Origin of the sequence: Okeania sp. SIO2B9, assembly GCF_010672505.1 — a bacterium.
GTDB lineage: Bacteria > Cyanobacteriota > Cyanobacteriia > Cyanobacteriales > Microcoleaceae > Okeania > Okeania hirsuta.
This window is the reverse complement of sequence record NZ_JAAHGK010001588.1, coordinates 1-1,476: the sequence shown is the minus strand read 5'-3', so window position 1 is coordinate 1,476 and position 1,476 is coordinate 1. Positions and strand designations below refer to the sequence as shown.

Annotated in this window: 2 protein-coding genes; both read left to right on the top strand. The window is 32.4% G+C overall.

All coding sequences use genetic code 11. From position 1 onward, the window contains the following. Positions 1 to 424: 424 nt before the first annotated feature. On the top strand, positions 425 to 577 hold the full coding sequence (locus F6K13_RS32890; RefSeq protein WP_161564441.1) for a hypothetical protein: 153 nt from the start codon (positions 425 to 427) through the stop codon (positions 575 to 577). A gap of 173 nt (positions 578 to 750) precedes the next feature. Next, a complete protein-coding gene (gene rpe, locus F6K13_RS32885) occupies positions 751 to 1,461 on the top strand; it encodes a ribulose-phosphate 3-epimerase (protein ID WP_124144320.1) in 711 nt (236 codons plus the stop codon). Positions 1,462 to 1,476 lie beyond the last annotated feature (15 nt).

Below are 1,476 nucleotides of genomic sequence, written 5' to 3'. Positions count from 1 at the left end.
AATTAACAACTGAAAAAATATATAGAGGTGATGATACATTTAATTAAAGCTGAAAATATAAAATATATACCACATTTAATCAATGAAAAACTTGACTTAAACAAGTTGATTTTTTATCTACAAACTAATGCTTCTATAGAATAAGTTGAGAGATTCATCCTAGATGATCAAAAAAATAGAGGGGTTCACTGGAAGTTTTATATAAATTTTGAGTATGTACTTGAGGATGAAAAATATACATTTACAATCATGGTAGCTAGCAAATTACCGATATTTATTGCGTATATATATCAAAATAATTTAAAAATTCATGTTGGTCAAAAAGTTAAAATAACTGATTTTTGTAATTTCACAAATAAAAGTTATATGTTATTATTCAAAAGTTGATTTTTCTTATAATAAACTAATAAAAAAATCAGTATCAATGCAAGGATTTTTACCTGGTATTGGTGAATTTTTTGGAGATTTTGATGATTATTCTGACCGGAATGATATATCTTTATTAGATTTTCCTAAAACAGATTTCTCTACTCACCATGTTACTGACTTTCTTGGTAAGTATTTTGTAAGTTATTAATTTTTTCTCCTCTTAAAAACCCTGTCAAATATTTGACTTTCCCCTGTTTCCTCAAACATTTAATTTTTTGTTTAGATCTCAAATTTCAATGCTACATATATATTCTGACAATAAATTATTAAATTAGTGTTAAAATTTACGCAACAGAGAATAGTAGGAGAACATTCACTCTTATGACCACTATGCAGAAAAAACCTATTGTTATTGCCCCATCTATACTATCAGCAGATTTTAGCCGTCTTGGAGATGAAGTACGAGCTGTAGACCAAGCTGGTGCTGACTGGATTCATGTTGATGTAATGGATGGCCGTTTTGTACCTAACATTACTATCGGTCCATTAATCGTCCAAGCACTTCGCCCTGTCACTGAAAAAACTCTTGATGTCCACTTAATGATTGTGGAGCCAGAGAAATATGTTGAAGATTTTGCTAAGGCAGGTGCTGATATTATATCTGTTCATGCTGAACATAATGCTTCACCCCATTTGCACCGAACTCTAGGCCAAATCAAAGAGTTGGGTAAGCAAGCTGGTGTAGTTCTTAATCCTTCTACACCATTAGAATTAATTGAATATACTTTAGATTTGTGTGACTTGGTGTTGATTATGAGTGTCAACCCTGGTTTTGGAGGCCAGAGTTTTATTCCTGGAGTAGTATCTAAGATTCGTAAGCTTCGTGAAATGTGTGATGAACGAGGACTCGATCCTTGGATTGAAGTTGATGGTGGCCTTAAGACTAATAATACTTGGCAGGTGTTAGAAGCTGGTGCTAATGCTATTGTTGCAGGTTCTGCCGTGTTTAAAGCTGATGATTATGCAGAAGCAATTAATGGTATTCGTAATAGTAAGCGTCCTGTTCCTGAACCTGAGTTAGCTACTGTTTAATAACAATAGAATTTA

Coding starts and splice junctions, on each gene's coding strand:
- F6K13_RS32890 (WP_161564441.1), top strand. CDS start 425: ATGCAAGGATTTTTACCTGGTATTGGTGAATTTTTTGGAGATTTTGAT.
- rpe (WP_124144320.1), top strand. CDS start 751: ATGACCACTATGCAGAAAAAACCTATTGTTATTGCCCCATCTATACTA.